This is a genomic window from Streptomyces sp. STAM6, assembly GCF_054963715.1.
Window position 1 is genome coordinate 1 of the sequence record NZ_JBUEFZ010000083.1, and the last position, 1,772, is coordinate 1,772.

The 1,772-nt window shown below is 69.6% G+C and carries 3 protein-coding genes; all 3 read right to left on the bottom strand.

The window, feature by feature from the left end; genetic code table 11:
• Positions 1-38: 38 nt before the first annotated feature.
• Positions 39-395, bottom strand: coding sequence for a hypothetical protein (locus ACY34K_RS33800; RefSeq protein ID WP_462754092.1), 357 nt, complete (start codon positions 393-395; stop codon positions 39-41).
• A gap of 128 nt (positions 396-523) precedes the next feature.
• A complete protein-coding gene (locus ACY34K_RS33805; RefSeq protein WP_462754094.1) occupies positions 524-1,018 on the bottom strand; it encodes a hypothetical protein in 495 nt (164 codons plus the stop codon).
• 512 nt (positions 1,019-1,530) lie between these two features.
• On the bottom strand, positions 1,531-1,772 hold a 242-nt coding region (locus ACY34K_RS33810; protein WP_462754096.1), incomplete at its 5' end, for a hypothetical protein.

Here is a 1,772-nt window from a genome sequence, read left to right on the forward strand (position 1 = left end):
GACCGGGGACTGAGACGGTCGTCGGCGCCGCCCGGGGCTCAGCCCTCGGCGGTCACCGGGGCGGCGGGGGCCTCTTCGAGCTCCCACGCGTGCCGCTTGAACTCCCGCATGAAGTCCGGGTGGTCCTCCCAGTTCCGGGCAACGCCACGGAGTACGTCCCAGTTGTGCTCCAGCGCCTGGTCGATGATGTTGCGCATCGCCGGGTCCGCGGTGTCGCGCTTCTCGACGAGACCCTTGACCGCGGCCGCGGCCCTGACCGTGTTGAGCAGCGCGCGCAGCGCGCGCGAGGTGTCGTCCATCCCGAAACCGTGCTCACTCCCGGTCTCGGCGTCGAACAGCGGGCGAAGCCGGTCCTCGACGAACGCGGTGATCCGCTCGAAGTGCTGCCTGTCCATCGGGGAACTCCCTCTCCTGCCGGACCCCACCGGTCCGGCCTGTCCGGTCGATCTGCTTCAGGCAAAATAGAACAACGGCTCGGGCAGGTCGAACGACCGGCCCGAGCCGTTTGCCCACCTTGGCCCGCTCAACAGTTGCGGATGTACCAGACGGGCGTCCAGTCCTGGTCGTGGTTGGTGAAGTCCGGCGTGAAGGACTTCAGGACGTTGCCGGTCCGTCCGTAGAAGTACGAGGTGACGCCGCCGGTCTGGGCGTTGTAGTAGTTGCCGGTCCCGTTCCAGTTCGCCAGCGCGTACGTGCGGCAGGTGTAGAGGAAGAACACCTTGTAGTCCGACGTCGTCGGATCCCAGGCGACGGCGCAGAGGTTCCCGCCTGGGCAGGTATAGGGACTGCCCGGCGCACGGTGTTCGGTGCGCACCGATGGCGAGATCGTCGGTGACACCGCGGCCGCGTCGGCCCGGGCCGACGTCCCGCGGGCACTCTCGGGCGCCGACGGCAGCACGACCACCCGGTCACCGGCACCGCGGTCCGGGGAAACGGCCGCCTGGGCGGGAGCGACGGCGAAGGCTGTCATCAGCAGCGACGCGAGGACGCCGACGACGCCGGACCATAACCGCTTCATGCGCATCAGTTGGTACCCCCCTGTCGGGACGACAACACGCGGGACTCACTGTCGCGGTGCTCCCCATGGCACCCGACGCAGTCGTGGCCCGCGGTGTTGTGAGGAGCGGGAGCATCTCGAGCTCCCGCGTTACCACAGTTACCGGCGGCTCCGGACGCCGTCAACGACACCTTTCGGCCCGTCTGCATCAAGCGCCTCCGCGGTGCCCGCGGGCCGCACGGCACATGTGTGGGCCTCCTGGAAGACGTCCGACGAGAAGGGGGCCATCCGGCCGTCCGGTCGGCATGGTCCCGGTGCTGAAGGCCCTTCGCGCGGCGCAACCGCTCTCATGGGCGGAGGCTCGGGTCATGGCGGACCGGTTCATGGAGGGCGGCCTCATCGGCACCCGCGTGGAAATGGAACTTCTGGCCCTGCACCTGCGGCAGCGTTCGGTCGGCGTGACGGTCGACGCCGCGCCATGATCAACGGAATCGCCCCCCGGAGCCGCGTGACACCGGACGACGCCGTAGCCGTCACCGTGAAGTCGCGCCGCCCCCGGGCCCGGCCAGGCGTACGAATCGCTGAGCGCCGCTGTTCCAGCCCCGGCCACTGCTCGTCAGTGTGAGGCGGCCCTTGTCCCAGGTGCCGCGCACGGTGACCTCTTCGTCCCCGAGACGGCCGCGGGTGGTGAAGACGATGTGCGGACCCCGCTGTTCGTACCGCGCCACATGAACCCCCTTCACGGGGTGCTCACGCCGCAGCCAGCGGGCGATGT